At 57.1% G+C, this 19,620-nt stretch carries 7 protein-coding genes; all 7 read right to left on the bottom strand.

Annotation, left to right across the window (positions count from 1 at the left end; translation table 11 throughout):
- Window positions 1-602 precede the first annotated feature (602 nt).
- The 7 genes from J0X27_RS05345 to J0X27_RS05315 are packed head-to-tail and all read right to left on the bottom strand — an operon-like array spanning window position 603 to window position 19,284.
- The gene (locus J0X27_RS05345) at window positions 603-2,579 is read right to left on the bottom strand and encodes a phospholipase D-like domain-containing protein (protein WP_207271375.1); all 1,977 of its coding nucleotides are present in this window, start codon (window positions 2,577-2,579) and stop codon (window positions 603-605) included.
- Window positions 2,572-8,022, bottom strand: a complete 5,451-nt coding sequence (locus tag J0X27_RS05340) for a DEAD/DEAH box helicase (RefSeq protein WP_207271374.1) — start codon at window positions 8,020-8,022, stop codon at window positions 2,572-2,574. The genes J0X27_RS05345 and J0X27_RS05340 overlap by 8 nt, the downstream gene beginning before the upstream one ends.
- Window positions 8,023-8,048: 26 nt before the next feature.
- Complete coding sequence (locus J0X27_RS05335) at window positions 8,049-13,577, bottom strand: DEAD/DEAH box helicase (protein WP_207271373.1); 5,529 nt, start codon at window positions 13,575-13,577, stop codon at window positions 8,049-8,051.
- Between the two features lie 2 nt (window positions 13,578-13,579).
- Window positions 13,580-14,416: a hypothetical protein gene (locus J0X27_RS05330; protein WP_224214653.1), complete on the bottom strand. Its 837-nt coding sequence runs from the start codon at window positions 14,414-14,416 to the stop codon at window positions 13,580-13,582.
- A 1-nt stretch (window position 14,417) separates the two neighbouring features.
- Window positions 14,418-17,495 carry a hypothetical protein gene (locus tag J0X27_RS05325; RefSeq protein ID WP_207271372.1) on the bottom strand — a complete coding sequence of 1,026 codons (3,078 nt, stop codon included), beginning with the start codon at window positions 17,493-17,495 and terminating at the stop codon, window positions 14,418-14,420.
- Window positions 17,492-18,421: a hypothetical protein gene (locus J0X27_RS05320; protein ID WP_207271371.1), complete on the bottom strand. Its 930-nt coding sequence runs from the start codon at window positions 18,419-18,421 to the stop codon at window positions 17,492-17,494. Before J0X27_RS05320 ends, J0X27_RS05325 begins: the two co-directional genes overlap by 4 nt.
- Complete coding sequence (locus J0X27_RS05315) at window positions 18,418-19,284, bottom strand: hypothetical protein (RefSeq protein ID WP_134668595.1); 867 nt, start codon at window positions 19,282-19,284, stop codon at window positions 18,418-18,420. The genes J0X27_RS05320 and J0X27_RS05315 overlap by 4 nt, the downstream gene beginning before the upstream one ends.
- Between the last annotated feature and the right edge of the window lie 336 nt (window positions 19,285-19,620).

Genomic DNA, 19,620 nt, shown 5'->3' with positions numbered 1-19,620 from the left:
TTCGGATTTCGTCTTGCGATTTCTGGAACTCTGTGGGCAATCTGCCCACATTACAGTAAAAATTCTCTCATGATGTGTGCTAAGCGTGCTGCATAATGGTAATATTATTTATAATACGGAGGATGATACACAGAATATCATTTGGATGATTTCAGAGTCGTCTCGATGGCCTGCGATTTTTAGACCGATGTGGGCAGTTTGCACACATTTGTGTCATCCCGAGAAGCTATATTTGTCACCAGAATTATCTTTCGGCAGTTTTAGTGGGAAACAAAAACCCAATTACTATTTCGGCTTCTATAAACTCCTTAGAAAGTGTGAGGTCGGCAATGGCAAAAATCGTCGAAACCTCTCACGCTTTCTCTCGCCATTAGATGGGGTATTATCATTTCTAATACGCTTATATAGCAAAAAGTGGAGTCGTGAGGGTGGTTTTGAGTCCGTAAGAACCCATGCCTATGAGCCATTAAGGCGACGAATCGACTGAGCCAACTTGCGAAGAACTTCAGTCGCCAGTTGGGCTATATACATATTTGTACCACTTGTATACTAACGTATGTTTCTGAGGCAGAGATCCAAATGCGCTTGCTAGGCAGGACAAGCTAGCTATAGTACGTTGGTACTAGCTGGTGATCGGGAATCTCTTGCAAGCGCTCAATCGATAATTCGTCAGCCGCCGAGATGTCCCATACGATGTCGAAGAATTCGACTGCGGCATCAACAAACTGCGTTCGTTCGGTGTAGATCCCACATTCGGGGTTCCAGTCGTAACTGTTCTCCATGAAGTTCGCAGACCCGAGGAGTGCTGCCCCTTCCTCCGGTGCACCGACCGTCTGGAGTTTGCCATGAATCCCGATTTCATTGAGATCGCGGAAGTCCATATCGGGCGTCACACGCTGGTGTTCCTTGAACCGCGAATAGGAACGCACCGTCACTCGATCACGATGTTCTTTGATCTCGCTCAGCAGGTTTCGTTGAAGCCGCCGCCACTCCCAGGGTTCCTTCGTATGGCGAGTGAGCAAACGAAGCTCGAAGCCATGTTCGAGAAGACGACGAATTTGGGCCACGTACTCGTTGAACGTGTCGTCGTCGAACGGTGTCATGATGCGCAAAACCTTGTCCTCTATGTCGCGCTCGAGGCCGAGGCTGAACAAGCGGTCGGTCATTGCAGTGTACGGTTTCAGTCCCGACGAGCGCCTCTCATGCCAGCGGCGGAGACGTGCCCGTTCTCTACCGAGTCCACGTGAATCTCCGACGTAGGCGTCCATCTTTTGCTCTCCGAGAGCGTCCGGATCGACGAGCGTGTAGGTGAAGTAGGTCGGTGCGATCGCCCCGCTGTCGATCGACTCGTAGTCCTGAACCACCATCGACTCGGTCGCGACGGGGTCAGGTGGGAATGACACCGTCTCTTGAGAGAGGGTGTCGATGCGACTCTGAATGTCCGAACAGCGTTCCACGAGGTGTTTCGTATATTCGTCTCGTACAGCCTCGACATCGACAGCTTCTGGCACGACCTCAAATTCGACGAGGCCGTCGCTGACCTCACACTCGACTCCCGGAACTGATGAAAGTGCTTGGTAGAGAGAGTACGGCGTTACGCTCGGCCACCGCTCAGTAACGAAGTGCACGTCGAACGTCGCCAGAACGGGGTATGCCGCAACAGTGGCGACGACTTTGAGAGCTGCCTCCCGTTCATCAGCGCTAAGATCCGCATCTTCCGATACATCGTCGAGTCCGACCGACTGGTCCGTGTTGACCCTCTCTAAGTCGGCCTCAGTTGATGGCACCAGCAGTGATCGCACTTGGTCGAATTCGTCCTCGTATTCCTGCCGCTGGTTACGGACTGCGTCTTCGACTTCCGTTTCATCGACTGTGATCGCTTGCGTACTGGCGAGGTTTGCTACCTCGGCCATCTCCAGTTCTCCCTTCGTCGGAGTTGTTCCAATTAATCGCTGCACGAGGTCTTCTAGACAGGCTGCGTCCGCAGATTCGACGACGCAAGAGAGGATGTCGCGATAGGCTTCTGCAACAACTGTCTCGGTAGACATTGTCTGCTGGGCCGACAGCGAACTGTCGATCCGTTCTCGATTGAGGTCGACGCTATCGGGATAGATAGTCATGAACCCGAGCGACCCTAAGAGGGGAGCAAGAACGGTTTCATCCCACTCGTCGGCGAGCAGGCTGTCGAGTTCGCGTCTCGGGACGTTATCCTCCTCGATTTCGTTGCACGAGCGAAGCACCATCTCAGCTGGCTGAAGCCGAGCGACAGTAGCTGTTCGGATGAACGGCTGTGGCTCGTCCGAGATTAGCACTACCATTCCCAGTAGCGAAATGGTGCCGTTGTCGACGAGACCGAGTTCGTCGAGCAGCCACTCGTGTATCGAGACGACGGGATCGCGGCCTCGTTCGTCATTCGTTCTGATAATTTCAGTCCGAACATGCGGTTCGAGGCGTTCCTGTATCGGCTCCCCAGTTGCTGTTGCGGCGAGTGCAGAGTACACGCTCTCCGCTGAAAGCGCCCAGAGGCGCTCAGGTGACTGCGTTCGGAGTTCGTTCGCGGTGTTGAGTGGATTACTCATCGTTCCTCGGTTCGAGGTGAAGATCGTGAGATAGCAGGTCTAGCAGTTCGTCCTTTGCAAACGATTCGGGGTCGTTCTGCTCTACACACCCATACTGGTAGAGGCAGAACGGACATCCATTCTCGCAGTTACACTTCGACTCGTCCGGTGAAAACGCCTCACGCATGAGTTCGACGGCGCGTTCGAATTTCTCTCCGTCATCTTGAGTTAGCAGCACGGTGATGCCGCTTCCGCCTTCGTCGGAATCGTAGACTAGTGTTCCTTCGTCCTCGATGGATTCCGGAACCTGCCTGACGCTAACGCCGCCGATGTACTGGAGTGCGACTCGGAGGCCGTGAGCGAAGCCGTGTTCGAGTTCTTCGCTGTCGAAGCGTACCCGGGCCGCCTTCGTAGAGAACTTCGTTGCGGGCCGGACAGCCTCGCTCTCATCGACAGGATGTTCGACGTTGTTCGTACAGTATGCCGAGTCTCCAGTTTTCGCGATTGCTCCGTTACATCCGTCGACACCGCACATCTCAAACACGTTCGGTAACGGGTCTGCTCCACCGTCCTTGTAGGTCGCCCAGTATTTGCTCGTCGAGGCGAGTAGCGTGACGTCTCCGTACTCGAACTGTCCGTGGACGGTCCCGTTTTCGTCGACGATGTCCCGGGAGAACGTCGCCTCGAACGAATCGCCGGCATCGGTTTCGACAGGAGCGTACGTGCTCTGGGGTTCCGTATCGTTCTGATAGACCGTCGAGGGTTGAAGTTGCTGGGTACTCGGCGTCGAACTGAGCGGGAGATCGTGCTGATACGCGATCACTCGCTCCGGGACCTGAGTGACGAGCGGCTTTAGTCGCGTCCCGCACGACTCGCAGTTGGAGGTGTCGCTATCGTACTCGGAAGCACACGTCGGACAGATAGCCGCATCTTCGAGGTCGTCAGTGATGCGTGCAGATTCCAGCGGCTCCCAGTACACCTGTGTCACGACGTAGGTCTCGCTGTCGTAGAGATACGCAGCGCCAGGATGGAGTTCAGAGAGAGCGATACGGCGCTCGCGTGACCCGTCGCTGACGTGCTCGAAGTCTTCACCGACGAGCTGGTAATCGACCGAGCTACCAACCGACCGCAATCCGAACGCAGCAGGACTCTCCCGGTTCAGATAGCTACCGAAGTCCATGTCCTCGAGTCGGTCGAGATAGTCGTTCAGTTGGTCGAGTTGACGCTCGACCTGCTCTCGCTGTTCTCGTAGGCGGCGCTTTTCGTCGCGATCGCGAGTGTTCCGTTCTTCTCGTCGTAGATCGCTTACTTCCTCGTCAAGTTCATCGATGTCGTCGTAGATGTCGTCTTGCTGGTCGCGATAGAGATCGACGATAGTCTCCTCGAAGCTCTGTTTGTCCTCGGTTCCGGCGAGGATCCCTTCGACGATGTCCCCATGCTTATCGAGAACCGACTCGACGACACCGTCACAGTCGTTACGCTGACACTCCCCGCCGTAGCCAGCGGCGTGCTTTCGACCACACGCTGAACAAACGCTGAACGACAGGAGGTCCTCCAACCACTGCTCGATTTCGTCCCGGTTCTCGTCGAGGAGCCTCCGAAGTGCTTCGAGTGGAGCATCATCGTTCCAACTCTGAACCTGGAAGTTCGTGGACGAAAGCACCCCGGTGAACGTCATCACGTCGTTCGGTCGGGGCTCCGTTCGCGGTACTGGCTCGTTGTCACAGACGATGAGGTCTTCGAGACCGCTCTGTTCGCGGCGCCATGGGACCCATCGGGTCGTCGCAGCCCAGTCGAGGACGGCCCACGAAAGCGACTGGTGGAGCACTTCGTGGTTCACCTCGTTGAGCGGAACCTGCTGGGGGTCGGCCGCGATGAGTTCCTCTGGGTGTTCGTGGTAGTAGTAATCGATGGGGTTCCGCTGGCTGACCGAGTGAATGAGGGAATTGCCCGAAGCCCGACCCGCACGTCCAATTCGCTGAAGATACGAGTTGGCGTTCGGCGGGGTCCCGTACAGGAGGAGCGTGTTGAGGTCGCCGATGTCGACACCTAACTCCATCGCCGGCCCAGACGAGAGGAAGTGTGGATACCGCCCCTGTCGGAACTGGTACTCCAGTTTTCGCCGCTCGTCGCGATCAGTCTCACCGTAGTATGCCCGCGCGAGCAACATCATCGGGTCGGACGTCGAAACCTGTTGAGCAGTCAGGGAGTAGTGGGAGTGAGAGAACTCTGACCGGTCCTCTATTGTCGTTCCGAACTCGATGACATCATCCGGTGCGAGCCCTAGAGTGACTTCGAGCGAGGTCGCGTATTCCTCTCGGCTCGGACTGTAGTTTGTCGGCGTCACGTTGTCGACGACAGCACATTCGACCGCATCTTCGTCGACCATGACGTACCGACTCCCCTCCTCTTCGACGCGACGTAGAATACCGCGATCGACGAGGGAATCGAGATGATCGTGTCCGTCCTCGGTCTCGTCCACCAGATTTGGCTCGTAATGGTGGTTTTGACCGATTGCCTCTACGAGTAACTCACGTTCGCCCTCGCTGAGTTCGTCAATTTCGGTGTCCAGCCGAACGTCGACCAGTCCCTCGTCGCTAAGCTGGTTACTGCGGTAACGCTGACTGTACTTCCCTTCAAAGACGCGAGACACTAATTCTTCCGTCAGGTATTCGTCGACCGACTGGTCGTAGCCGGTCAGATGTTCGTACATCCCCGGGGCGTTACCGTCCTTACCGACTAATTGCCCTTCGTACTGGTGAGCATCGTCTACTCCACACTCTACGACGTCGGACAGTGTTGCCCAACCCGATTCGTCGGCCTCCGAACTGACGCTATCTACGAACAACTGGTCGAAGAAGAACGACTCTTCGGGTTCGCGGAAGTTCCGCTCGAGTTCCTTCATGTCGGACTGGCTGTCCGCGAACGAGAGCATCTTCGATTCTCCGAAGGTACTGGGATCGTCGCGATCCGCCAGTGAACGCAACAAATAGCGCCCGCTCGTCACAGCAGCATTAGCCGGACCACGGAGCATCGAGTCGTATCGCCGGTTCTTCGCGTAGGTCTCTCGCCTATCTTCGTGGTAACACGGCAGTCCGCCGGGGAAGTTACTCGCTTCCCTAATTCGTCCGTTATCGTCTACCATCCGAAAGTTCCCGTAGCCCTTCGCCCGGCGGCTAATCTCGGGATCGTCGCAGTTGCAGTTGTGTGGGCCGTTAGGAAGGAACTCGTGCCCGCAGGACTGACACTCGTCGACCATGTTGATGTCGAACAGCGCGGATCGAACGAGTTTCCGTTTATTGCAGCTGCACGATGCGGGTGGATTACCGAAATACACTTCGTCGCACCCGGGGTCGCTGCACGTCCATCCGAGGAACCGTTTGGGCGTGAGCTCGCCGTCACAGTCGTCCGTAGTGCACTCCTGACCCTCCGGATCTTCGTAGACTTCTCCACACTCGGTGCAATACTGAACATCCTCGTCTGCAAGCGGCTCTAACGCAGTGGAATGGCAGGAATGACATTCGGGTTCCCGTGCTTCCTCAACCGTGAGTTCGCCGTCACAGTCTGGGTTGGTGCAGACGTGCTTCTCCATCGAATCGTCGAGGACCATCGCGGCGTCGCAGTCGGGACAGTCATGCTGGTGGTCAATCTTCTGACGCTCGCCACAGTCCGTACACTCGTAGTACGGTCGCCAGTAAATCCGAACCATCTCCGGTGTTTCGCCGTCGACGGTTTCACACTGACATTCTCTTCGTTGGAAATACTCGAAACGGCCCTCTTCCGACGTGACGGTATGAGGTGCGAGACGCTCACAGTTCGGGCAGAACCACGATTCAAGCGACTCTTCACCACACTCGTTGCATAGTGAGAGTTTCGTTACGAAGTGGTGGTCGCACTCAGTACAGGACGACTGCGGGGTGTCGTAGACAGTCCCGCAGTTAATACACGTATAGTAACCGTCGAGCGGCCAACTGAACAAGTGTGCGCGGCGCTCGAGAATACCCGACACCTCGCCGATAGTCATGAAGTTCGCTACGACTGTCTCCGCCTGGGACTCGGAAAGCCCAGTCTCGTCGATCAGGCGGTCCCGAAGACCGACTGGCCGAAGTGGGGTCTCACGAAGCGCCGCGTAGATCCCGCGGACGAACTCAAGGGGCCCGCCTTCGTCCTCGACTAAATGTTCGTAGAGCGCATCATCAACGTCCTCACTACCGTCCTCTACGGCAGCGGCGTCAAGTGCTTGCCTCGCGGCATCGGTGTCCCCGGCACGTAGATCCTCTTCGCTCATTTCTGCCGAAACAAATTCGTCGGGGATGTCGACGGGGAACGGTGCGTCGAGGGTACGCTCGTCTTCTTCGACAACTTCGATGTCAGGGTCGACGAATGGATTGATGCGCTGGAAGACCGTCCGTTTGTTCTCCACGGTCGCCGACGCACCGACGATGGTGAGATCGTCGTCTGCCTCACTCTCGTACCCGTTGAGTTCCTGCCGCTCTCGAATATACCGGCGCATGAGCGTCGACGTGAACGAACCGAAGAGTTCGGAATACTCGTGGATCTCATCGAACACGAAGTATTTCGGCTCGGCGACGAAGCGCTGCTGTTCCTCGTCACCGTTGACGTTGAAGAGCCTGTAGTTGATCGTGTCCGGGTTCGTCAACAGGATGTCCGCTGGCGATTCGACGATGGCGTCACGAGTGACCTTGATGAAATCGAACGTGAGGTCGTCCTCGTGTTCCACCATCGGTTCGACGACGAACGAGTCGTCGTCACGCTGCCTAACCGTCAGCGACGAATCACACTCGTCGCACGGGCAGTCGAAGTATTGGAACGTGGTCTGGAGGTACGCGAGTTCGTCGGGGTCGCGACGCTTAGTGTCTCCGTCGTAGATACCGACGGTTACTTGCTCGTCCGGCGATCGATCCCGGTTGAGCGTGAAGAGGTAATCGATTAATCGTTTCAACTGGTCCTGTGCGAGTGCTTTTGTCGGGTATGTGAGGACGCACTTGACACTGTCCGGTGGATGGTCGTCGTGCTGGCCCGCTTTTGCTTCAGTAATGAACTGGAGGATGGGGATGAGCCATCCCTCGGTCTTTCCCCGACCCGTACTTGCGGTCAGGAGCGTGTGGTGGTCCTCAAGAACCGATTCGACCGCTGACTCCTGAAATTCATACAGCGATCGGAACCCGGCCTCAGAGAACGTTTCGGTGACATCGTCGTGGAGGCCGTGGTTGCTGGCGAACGTCTCCCAAGAGGTGTCGCTCATCCGTGGAAGATCCAGCACCTGGAGGTAGGGTCCCTTCGTCCGGATGAACTCAGGAAGGTCGTCCTCCAGTGACTCGCCAGACCCGTCGTGGTACCGCGAGACGAGGTTCTTGACGGCTCGCTGTGGCTGGGAGCCGGCGTAGTGTTCAGCGTACGATTCGCGCATCGAGTTCGCGAGTTCGAGTGGGTCGAAATCCATCGGTGGCAATTGGTGTGGGATGTTGGTCAGTCGGTGAGCTGTTCGTCGATTTCGTGGTTCGTGATCGGTTGAATGATCACGCTACCGTTGGCGAGGATGTCTCGAAGACGTTCTCGGTCGAACGACCGCTGGTCGTTCCTGACGTCACAGCCGTATTGGTAGAGACAGGACGGACACCCGTTCTCGCAGTCACAGTCGAACTGATCGCGCATAAGCCCGACTGCACGGTGGAACGCCCGGAACTCTCCGTCCGTCCGCTCGAAGAGGAGACGCGCGACATCGGACCCGCCTTCCTGAGACTCGAAGACATCTACATGCTCCTCGCCGACATATTCGGCGAGGTCACGAATGTTGACGCCGCCGAGGTATTGCAGCGCGACTCGGAGGCCATGTGCCAACGTGTGCGACAGGTCGCGGTCATTGAGGTCAACTCGGACACCCTGAGTATCGTACTGGTATCCAAGGCGGATGAACTCGGAGTCAGCCCCGCGGCCGTTAGGGAAGTGGTCGGAGTCGGCGCTGCACCGACGCTCGTCGTCATCGTCACGATAGATGACGCCTGGACAGTTCTCTTCACCGCATACCTCGAAGGCTGTCGGCCTCGGATCGACCTCACCGGACTTGTACTTCGTCTTGTAGCTCTTCGTATGCAGCAGGACCGAGTAATCGCCGTACTCGATCGTCCCGAGAGGATCGCCATCGGCATCCTGGAGTTCGAACGTCCGTTCAGAGTCGAACTCGAGTATCGACGTCTCCCGCTCGGCGTACGTGTTCTGGATCGGTTTGTTCGGTTCGTCGTGGAGGTAGCGCGCTTCGTCACCCTCTGCGGTCAGTTTGAGGTTGTCGTGGTAGGCATCGACCGAATCGAGTACCGCCAGTCGGCGTCGCTTGAGCGGCACATCGTTATCGCAATCACACCCGTCAGCGTCGAGGTCGTGCGAGGTGTGGCACGCCGGACAGACGAGTTCCTCGGCCAGGTGATCTCCGTCGACGGCTTCGCTCACGGTATCACGGAGGTCCGAGCTAGCCTTGTCGTCGAGTCGGACGCGCGAGACGGTGTACGTCTCCCCGCCGTCAAGGTAGGCGGCACCGGGGTGGAGTTCTGAGAGCGCCATCTGCATCGCGCGGCCGCTCCCCTGATCGCCGACGTTCCGGCGGTTGTACCCTTCGTCGACCAGGGACAGACCGGCCGTCGTGGCGACGCTCCGCATCGAGAAGTCGTATTTGCTTTCACGGGACTCTCTGAGGAAGTCGAAGTAGCTCGCACCACCCAGATCAGAGAGGTAGTCCTCGAGAACCTCGATGCGGTCCTTGAGGCCCCGGCGTTCGCGCATGATGCGTGCCCGTTCGTCTGACCCGGCCCGCTGCTGGTCACGACGCAATCGAGAGTTACGTCGTTTCAGGTCGGACAACTCACTTTCCAGTCCCCGTTTGTATTCACGGTATCCAGTGATGTAGCGCTCGTCAAAGTTCGCGAGAACGTCGTCGACAAGGTGGCCGAACTCGCTCTGAGCGTGCAGGATTTCTCCATCACAGTCACTGTTGGTACACGTTTCGCGGTCGTCGTCAGTAGCGTACCGCCGCTCACATTCTTCGCAGTAGCGGTAGTCGAGGAGAGATTCAAGGTAGTCGGCGATGTCTCGTTCGTAGTCGTCGACGACTTCGCCGAGTACGTCGAGTTTTGAGTCGTCGCTGCCGAGCGACAGCGTGTCGGCACCGAGGGACATGACGTGGGTCAGTTTACTGGCGTCGTCACGTTCGCTCTCGTTAAGCATGCTCCGACGGTGATAGGTATCTCCACCATCGATCGACCGCGCGCTACCGTGTCGACTGACATCCCACGGAATAGTGAAGTTAGCCGCCACGTAGTCGAAGATCCCCCACGACAGCGAAACGCGTAGGACCTCCTCGTTGTGTTCGTTGAGCGGTACTGGAGTCGGATCGGTGTCGATGAGTTCGTCCGGGTGGTCGTAGTAGTAGTAGTCGATCGGGTTGCGCTGACTGACCGAGTGAACCATCGAAGAATGGGAGCTGCGCCCCGCACGCCCGACCCGCTGGAGGTACGCGTTCATGTTCGGCGGCGTCCCATACAGCAGGAGTGCGTCGAGGTCGCCGATGTCGACTCCGAGTTCCATCGTCGGTCCCGAAGAGAGGTGGTGGGGGTAGTTCTCCTCGCGGAAGAGGTACTCTAACTCCCGACGTTTGCGCTTATTCGTCGCCCCGAGATACTCCTCAGAGATGAGAATCCGCGTCTCTGAGTATTCGGCACGGTGGGCACGCTGTGTGAACCGGGGATGGGAGGTCGAGGCACGTTCGGCGAGCGACGTTCCGGACTGAACAGTGGACTGCGTATCTAGACCAAACTGGTGCTGGAGCATCGTGTAGTACCGCTCAGTATCAGGGTCGAACCGAATACCATCACCGTCGCCCGCAACCGTAACAGCGAGCGCCGACGGATCGAACGAGACGTAGTCATCAGAGTGCCCGTAGGAGAGGATATTGCGGTCGACCAGTTCGTCGACGACTGCTTCGGCGGGCCTGTCGGGACTCGGATGGTCGAAGTTTGCGACACGATAGTCATTGCCTTCGTCGGCGAGTTCGCGGACGATAGCGCGCTCATCACCATCGAGTTCGTCGAGACCTGGGGCAAAGCGGACATCGAGCAGTCCTTCTTCGGTGAGGGAGCCGTCCCGCTCGCCCAAACGCTGGCTGTAGGTGTGTTCGAGTGCGCGTCGGGTGAGTCGATCCCGAAGCGCGTCATCGTCGTCCCAGCGCTTTCGGGGCTGATCTTTCAATCGTGACTTCAGGTCAAACTCGACACTCCTCGCGACTCGCGGCGGTTCCAGTGCATCGTTTACCTCGTCGACGATGTTCGCCGCATCCTCGAGGACTTGATTAAACGGTGTCCAGTCGTTCCCGTCATTACGGGACGACGCACTTTCGATTAACAGTTGATCGAGAAGGGTCTCGACCTCTGGTTCCGAGAAGTCACGACTGAGCTCCTTCATGTCACGGTGAGAGTCAGCGAACGACAGGAGCTTCGCCGCCTGTTGGCCTTCCTCGTCGGCCACGCGGCGCAACATGTACTGCGAGGTGGTCACCGCGAGGTTGCTCGGACCTCGCATCAGTTCGTCGAACCGGCGGTCAATCTCGTACCGGGCATACGGATGCGGGCACGGGACAGCCGACGGCTGCGAACTCATCGTGTGAATCCACCCACTGGTGTCGATCGTCTTGTAGGCCTGATGGTGACCGGTCCGCGGATGAATGTCCGGATCGTCACAGTTGCAACCCTCGTCGCCGAGGAATGCCGTCTCACACGAACGGCAGTGTTGGTCGTCGTGAATCTCGAAGAGTCCGCGCTTTACGAACGACGATGTGCCACAGTCGCATTGATTGGGGGAATCATCGAAGAGGACCCGGCTACAATCGTCGCTCCCACAGACCCAGGGAAGGAACCTCGTCGAGGTGAGTGAGGAACCACAGTCGACACACTGGTCAGGGGCCTGCTCGGGGTGTTCGTAAGTCGCGCCACATTCCGGGCAATCGAATCGATTCGCAACAGTAGCTAGTCCGAAGTCGGACCCGTCACAGCTGTCGCAGACTCGCTCGATCTCGTGAGCCGACTCACACTTCGGATTAACGCAGGTGAACGTCTTATCGTCGGTCCTGACGGTCTTGGAACCGCACTCGGGACAGTCACGGGTCGTCGTTCGCTCGGTTCGGAGTCCACAGTCGAGGCACTCGAGGAACGGCTGGAACGTCGTACGAACCATCTGGACGACATCGTCGCGCGCTTCCTCACATCGGCGGCAGACGTGTTCCTCGTCTTGGTCGATCGTCCCGTGTTCGGTCGGCGTGTACGGCTCTAGTTGGTCGCAGCCTGGACAGTACCATCCGACAAGGTGTTCGTCGCTACAGTGTCGGCAGTAGGTAGAGCGCGTGACGAAGTCGAATCCACACTCGTTACAGTCGTCCTGTGGGGAGCGGTACGTCGCGTCACACGATGGACACGTATAGAAGCCGTCGATCGGCCAAGAGAACACGTGACTTCGGTTCTCCAGCATACCGGAAAACTCACCGAGGGTCCGGACGTTCGACACCAGTTTCGATGCTTCATCGGTGTCGAGATTCAGCGTCGTCGCTAACTCGTCGTGTAGTTGGGACCGTGTGAGCGGCTCGTCGTACAGCAACTGGTGGACGTAGCGAACGACCTGTGCGCCGAGGTCATCCTCGACCTCGGTGAGATGGTCGAAGAGAGCGTCACTCACTAGCGTCTCCCGGCGGTCACGGTCGTAACTCGATGCATCCTCCAGCGTGTAGTCGAACGCATCGAGGCCCGGAACAACGTCGTCCGGCGCGGCCGTCGCACGCAGAATGCGGTCGACGGACAGACTGTGCGACATTAGCTCTTCCGGAACATCGTCCGGAACCTCCCCATCGAGGTCGCGTGGTGACTCACTCACCTGTTTGACATCGACGGCACCGCTAACCTTCTGGAACAACTCGACGTCGTTCTCGACGGTCGCACTGCTCGCGACGAGTTGTAAGTCGTCAAGGCCGCGTTCCTCGCGGAGCGACTGGATTCGCTTCATCAGCGTCGACGTGTAGCTCCCGAACAGGCCGTCGTAGGTGTGGACCTCGTCGAAGACGAGGAACTCGGGTTCGTAGACGAACCGCTCGTGTTCGTCTTCGGCGTTAGTGTTGATGAGTCGGTAGTTGATCGTGTCCGGGTTGGTGAGCAGGATGTCAACGCCGTTCTCGAGGATGTCGTTCTTCGTTAGCCGCAGGAAATCGAGCGGAACGTCGTGCGGTTCATCGTCTTCACAGTGCGCTTTCTCTGGAATGAGTTTGAACCGAGCGCCGGTGTTTCGGATCCGAACACCACCACCGCAGTCTTGGCATTTGTCGAGTTCGTCATTGTACCCAGGGCACTCGAAGTGACGGAAGGTCGCATTGAGGTACCCTTCGGAGCCTGATTCGCCGACATTCCGCGGGGTATCACCGTCGTAAATACCGACGGTGATCTGTTGTTCCGACCGTAGGTGGTTGTTGATGAGGTAGAGGTACTGGAGGAGACGTTTCAACTGGTCCTGCGCAAGTGCCTTTGTTGGATAGATGAGCGTAGCCTTGACGCTCGTGTCGTCTCCCCCGTCACTGTGCCGTTTGTCTTCGAGGATGCGGTTGAGGATAGGAATGAGCCACGCTTCAGTTTTTCCTCGTCCCGTCGCGGCAGTAATGACGGTATCATTTCCCTCGAGAATGGCCTCGATACTACGCTCCTGGAAGTCGTAGAGCCGCTCGAAGCCGATCTTCGAGAAAGCCCGGCGGATATGCGGCTCGAGACGTGCCGACCTGGCGAACGCGTCCCACGAACGGCCGCTCCAGTTCGGGATGTCGAGTGCCTGAAGGTAGGGGCCGCGCATCCCCGTGATGTCGTCCTCGCCGTCCGCCAGGCGATTAGCGACACTACGCGCAGCTCGTCCCCCACGACCGATAAAGTAGTCGTGGTATGCAGCCTGCATTTGTTCCGCGCTGGCGACGGGATCCTTCATCGTTACAGGTTGAGTTCCACCGCCGACTCCAGTTCATCCACGCGCTTCATCTCCTCGAGCGAGTCGAGCGAGACATCCGCCAACGTAAGCTGTTGTGACTTACTGAGCGTCTTTACGTCCTCGATTGTGGAGTCTGAGAGGTCGTGTTTCTCTTGAAAGTCGTCGAAGCTCTGGAGCGATTGATGTTTCTCCCAGTCGCTGGTGGCGTTATCCCACTTTGACACGAAACTCGTGGCGCTTCCGCTCAAGTCCATCAACTCTCGTGTCAGCAACGTGTGCATGTGGTTGAGTGTACGCGCGAAGTCCGAGTCCTGCCCACCGAGGATCTTCTGGAGTTCCTCTGCCGCTGCGACCTTTGTACTCCACTCGTCGCGCTTGCTGTCGAGTTGACCCTCAATGGTTTCGGTGACGTTCTTTACCTGCTTCTTCGCCGACCGAATCTGCTTGATCTGCGTCTCGACGTCCGGTGTCAGTTGGACTTCGAGGTCGTTCTGACCGTCTGCGCCAAGATCGTCGAGTTCTGCGTTCCCCTCGCCCATATCGTCGCTCTGGACGTTCTCGAGCAGATCCTCTTGAGTCACCTCGACCCCTTTCTCCGCCACCTGAACCGCACTACTGGTCATCGATGGCGCGGAACCGTCGAAGGCCTCCTCAAGCACTGTCTTGTAGTATTTTAGGTCTCGAAGGCGCTCAGCGAGTTCGTCGAGTTCGTCGTTCACCTCACTGATGTTGTGCCGCGCGACAGAGACGTGATACTGCGTGTTCTGTGCCTGCTTGTGTTCTCGAGCCTTGTCTTCGAGGGCGTCAACAGCCGTCGGTAGTGATTTCGATTCGCTCATTTTACAGATCCTCCGTCAGAGAGACGATCGACTGGCGCTTCTGCTCGTAGTTACTGTACTCGCTGAGTTGCTTGATGCGATGTTCGAGATCGGCCCCGGTAGCGTGTTCCTGATCTTGGAGATCGCTGATCAGCGAGTCGAACGCCCCGTATATCTCCCACGCTGCTTGTTCGTCCTGGCTCCGGGCGAAGTCGTGAAGTCGGGCGATGAACGTCACACCGGTTGCGTCGCCCATGTTCCGGAACTGCTCGACGTCATCACGGAAGGCCGTGAGCTTCACTTCCTCCGGTGATTCGGTGAGCAGTTCGTAGGCGTCCTCGTAACTCGACTTGATCGGCACGTCCATCGCACCTGCGCACTGATACAACGTCTCGAACCACTCTGCGAGCTGATCGACCGTATGGCCGCTGTCGTACCACCGTTCAACGGGTTCAAGCGCCTTTTGGATGTGTGATGCGTCGTCGTCGACCGTGAGCCGCTGGAGTTCTGCTGCGTAATCCGAAATCCGATCGAAGAGACTCGATACCTTGGTATTGGCGTTATTTCGCGTCGTTCCGACTTTGTACGCGTCAGCGAGTTCGTCGGTATCGATGACCATCGCAGCGTCGACGTGTGCCTCTAGGTCTTCGGCAACCTCCCTACGTGCTTCAGACAGGCGCTCGTAGTCTACGACGTTCGATTTGAGGAGGAAGAACCCCTCGATGAGGTCACTAATATCTCCCGACGACACGGTGAGGTTGGTGAACGCCTGTCCAAACGCGCTATCTCGATCGAAGTTTTCGACGATCGGTTTACCGTACGACTGGTTGCTGTCGTACTCCTCGAAGGCGATTTCTGTGGGAATCTGATCGTCGTCGACCTCCACACCACGGGCAGCGTTGATAAGGAAGAACTGTGCGAGGACCAGCGTTTTCTCTATCGTGAGCTCCTCGGGTAGACAGTCCTCGATCTCTTCGCGCATTTCATGCTGAAACTGGGCGACGTTAGTGTCTGCCCACGCACGGAGCTGATCGAAGTTCGTCGTCGTTGGATCGAACATATCGAACAGTCCGTACTCCAGCATCGGAGTATAGAGATCGGCGTGTTCTGCACCCCATTCGAGTTCGATGTCGACGCTAGCCTGACGTTGTTGGTCCCCCTGAATGGAGACCGGGATACTGTCGCCGCGAGCGTAGTAGATCCCACCGACCGACCGCGTCGAGGAGTTCGGATTACTCAGGCGTGTGGGGTTGTGCCACCGTTTGAGAACGGCGACTGCGCCGTCGTGGAGCGTGTCCGAACTGGGATACTCCTCGCCGCTCGTGACCCAGTCTTGGAACTCTTGGAATTTTCGCTGTCGCTCGCGTTCTTCCTCGCTCAGTTCTGGTTCGTCGATGACCTCAACCTGCTCGTCTTCTGGCTCCTCGTCGTCTGCTGCTTCTTTGCCTTCTTCGCCCTCAGGAGAGTTGCTTTCTTTGTCGTCTTCGTCGTCCTCGGTATCGACCTCGTGATCCGGTACCGGCGGATTCTTGATCTTATCGAGTACCGCACTCCCTTTGCCCTTGTCGAACACGACGTAATCGCCTTTCACAGCGGCAATGTCGTCGTCCGGTAGTTCGATGCCGAACGTTTCGAAGATGCCGACCTTGACCCCGACGCCGTCCTCGACAGGTACTCCGTACCAGCGGCTGACGTCTTGGTAGATTTGGTCGTATTTCATGTCGATCTCGAAGGTCGGCGTGTCGACGAACGAGTTCGACTTCATCGCTTCGTAAGGTGCCCACGTCGACTTGAGACAGTGCTTGACCACTCGAAGAAGCAACAGTCGAGGCGTCTTCCGGTTGCTTCCTTCGTCGTTTAGCTGTCGATAAGCGACGTGTATGAAGCGCTCGTTGAACGGGTACAAACCGTCGAAAGCTTCTGCGACGTCCTGAGGCGCGTCTGCCGCATCAGAATTCCGTTTGATGGCACCTAGATACGATCGGGCGAGAGCTACCGAAGCATCGTCGTCGAGGAAGTACGCCTCGCCGTTCTCGTCGGTCATCGTTAGGTACCCCTCGGATCGCCCTTGCATGTACGTCGCTGCGTCTTCGCGAGCGAGGGCGTCGTCGATGTTGTCCTGCTCCCAGCCGACCGTCCAACCGAGAACGATGTCGTAGCTGCTACTACTGAGTTCGAAGATGTGATCCAGAAGTTGCTCTTTCAGGACGCTGAACGTCGTGAGGTCCTCACAGATGAGTACCGGCCGGATACCTCGCTCCTGATACATCTCCGAGTATTGCTGTAGCTGTTCCTTGAAGTCGCCCACGAGATTGCGGGAAAGGTATTCGTGAGCCTCGTTCTTCAGGACAGAGTACAGAACGTCTTTGTTCTCCGTGAGCTTCGTACTGAAGCTCAGTTGCAGGCGTAGAGTACGGAAATCTGCGCGGGTTAGCAGATTGAAGTCAGGATTCTCGTCACGAGAATCGAGAGCCTCCTGATACTCCCTGATATTCTTGGCGAAGATTTCTCGCAGGTCGCTATTATCGCCTCTGTTCTCGGTCAGCTCCTGTATCTCTTGGTCCGAAAAGTGCTCGGTTGACCAGATGCCGCGCATATACTCGACGATAGCACTCGCCGCATCGGCAGGGTCGAGATCATCGATGTTTCTGACATCGGTGTCGACATCGAGTGGCTCAGTGAGGACATCGATGATCTGATCCATTCGGGTCTGGCTACGGGAGACGTGCAGGGCGACGTAGTCTTCAACACCGTCGTCATCCTTGCCGTACCCATTTATCTGGTACTTCGTCCACTCACAGAGCTGGCTTTTCCCCGACCCTGGTTCACCACGGAGGATGAAAATACGGTTCGGGTCGTCGATATTCGAGGCAGTAATCGCGTCGAGTACGTTCTCTTGGGTGACGAAGTCGCCCGAGATACCGAGTGGGGTCAGCGTGTCTGCGTAAATACGATCGATGTCGACGTGGGTCTCTCGGAACTGTTCGGGCGTCTTCTTCTTCGTGTGGGCTTCCGACGTGATGAAGTGGTCGACTTCGTCGTCGTCCCAGTAGTGGGGCATCTCTCCGCTGGCCGGTGAATCTTCGGTTTGCTGGCTCATTGGTGAGTAAGAAGTTGGTCGAGAGGGTACTGATACGCCGTTTCGTCCGGTCGAGAATGAATCGAAACGTGCGTCACGCTTCGTCTGTTTCCGCGGACGTCATCGTCGAGGTCTGCTGGTGGCACTTCTACCTGGTTCTGCGCGTCGCCGGGTGCAGACAGGGACAGGACCCCATCTTCCTCCATGTTACGGAGGACGTCAGCGATTGCAGGGTGAAGCCGCGGCGTTCCAGTTCGTGCCTTGTAGACGGTGAACAGGTTGTCGTTGATCCAGTTGAGTGCGCGTCGGAATTCACCGTTTTCAACTGTCTCTCCGTCGTAGCCTGCGTCCTCTCCTGAACTAGTTGGGGCGAGTACGAGCGCGTCGTACATCATTGCCCGACAGGGGCTCAGCACGAGACCGTCCTCGGTCTCCGACACAAGACCCAGTTGCTCGCACAACGTCACCCACATGTCGATCTTCTCGTCAGTCCAACTGAAGTCGTAGTCAGTCTCGCGCTTCAGGATGGTTCGAAGGTTGTCTCGGCCAGCGTTCACCGTTCGGCTCCCCTCACTCAATAGGGCACGGTGAACATCCCCAAAGTGGGACTGACGACCGTCCTGCTGATTGCAGTGGTATAGCAACCGTGCTTCGAAAGGGAGGCCCTCGAAGTGCCGCTCGTTAATGGGTTCGACCGTATCTTTGATGTCCCCGGTCGGACTCTCGACAAGGTCGACCGCATTCAGGAAACGAAGTGACCCTTCGACGTGATCGGTTTTCACCTCACCGCCGGTGGCTGGTCGACCGAATTTGCTCGTGACTTCCGAGACACTGGTGGTCCCCTGAAGTGAGCCGTAGATGTGTTTTAGCTCCGGTGCTCGCACCGAGATGAACCCGGTGAGTAGTTTGTCCGGCTTGTTGGTCGCCGGTGTGTATGTTGTACTCATATGTCCTCCTGGTGGCGATAACGATAACTGTCTAATCGATCTTCCTCGAATTCTACACGTTCGAGCATGTCGAGCATGCTGTTCGCGACTTTCTGCGTGGGCCCGCGCTCAGTCCACGAACGGAGCGCCTCTCTGATGCGCTCGGAGTAATCTTCCAGTACACGGTCTACGTCCTCTCGAATGAGGTAGTAGAGGGGTGCCCAGGCGGGACTGTCAGCCGGAATCTGCGTGTAATCGAAGAGTACCGGAATCGAGCCTGCCTCGAGACCTTCCTGTTTGTGATGCGCAGAAATCTGATGGAAGAACAGATTCTGCGTCGTTGATAGCGGTAGATCCGAATCGAGGTTGTACTGTATGTACCGCTTTAGCAGTCCTTTGTAATCGGTGACCGTGCACTCGAACTCGTCGATGAACGATTTCCCTGGTTTTTTCGTATGACGGGGCATCTTTGGTGTGCTCGTGTCAGTGACGAGCACATATGGCAGACTTTCCGGGCGCTTCCGCAGCAGCCGCCGAATAACGTCTTGATCGTCGAATGTGCTGTCTTCGTCCCGTAGTTCTCCCGTCAGCATCTCTTGGCTGACGTAGTGAACTAGTGGAAACTCGACACCACCCACCCCATGCTCTCGGAGGTCCTCGTTCGGAAACAGTTCGTACTCAACGAGTCGCAACCCGTTATCGTATATCTCCGGATGTGAAACTCTATCGAGGCCGAATTCGGCGAGGAACGGCAACGACCTGAGTTGCGCACGTGCTTGCGAACCAGTCTTTGCTAGTTGCGGATCCCGAATCACGAGAAACGAATCCCGTGTTCCGATGAAGTCCGCTAATGCTGGCGTCTCTGAGTCGGGTGGATCGTGCATCGTTCTGGGTGATCGCTTGGGAGTTGGTTTCGGCGTCGGTGTGGGATGGACGCCGTCTGCACGCACCCATTGACCGTAGCTATCACTACGTCGTTCTCAGCCTTCTCAGGCCGTGAACGTAGGATGCGGACGCATAGCAGTCTGACCGGGACCCACATAAAACTGTCGGAGAGATTATAATTACGCAGATGCCTCTACTCGCCCCGCCGGCGAGATGAGCGAACACTTCACACTCTCTGTCGAATCATCATATAATTATCGGCGATGAAACAGTTCGTCGTGAGTTGCGATAATGTAATGCGGCACGTCGGGAACTAAATCAAGACATCCGATATA

The sequence above is a fragment of the Natrinema longum genome (assembly GCF_017352095.1).
GTDB lineage: Archaea > Halobacteriota > Halobacteria > Halobacteriales > Natrialbaceae > Natrinema > Natrinema longum.
This window is presented reverse-complemented; position numbering and strand designations above follow the sequence as displayed.